This is a genomic window from Pseudomonas sp. ICMP 10191, from assembly GCF_001467335.1.
GTDB classification, from domain to species: Bacteria; Pseudomonadota; Gammaproteobacteria; order Pseudomonadales; family Pseudomonadaceae; genus Aquipseudomonas; species Aquipseudomonas cerasi.
The window spans coordinates 1-319 of the sequence record NZ_LKGW01000066.1; the positions used below are offsets into that span (position 1 = coordinate 1).

General features: G+C 64.8%; 1 pseudogene. It reads right to left on the reverse strand.

From position 1 onward, the window contains the following. Nucleotides 1-319: pseudogene (locus tag AO388_RS06560) on the reverse strand (glycoside hydrolase family 19 protein); the annotation flags it as partial.

The window sequence follows — 319 nt, forward strand, 5'->3', positions numbered from 1 at the left end:
CTTGTCGGCCAGCGTATTGAGCGCGGCCCGGTGCCAGAACCACGCCGCCGACATCGCGGCGTGCTGCGGCAGCTCGAGCAATTCGGGATGGTTGACCAAGTCCAGGCCCAGTGCCTCACCGCAAGCCTCGTAGTTGGCACGCCCAGTCACNGTCGTACTTCGACAGGTAGGCGCTGCCGCCCAACTCGCGGACGTAACGCAGCTGACCGGACTCATGACCAACCTGGGCGATGAACGCCGCGGTGCGCAGCGGGGTCACGATCTGATACTTGCTCATCGCTGTGTTGAGGACGGGTGCAAAAACGCCGGCTCTCTGGCC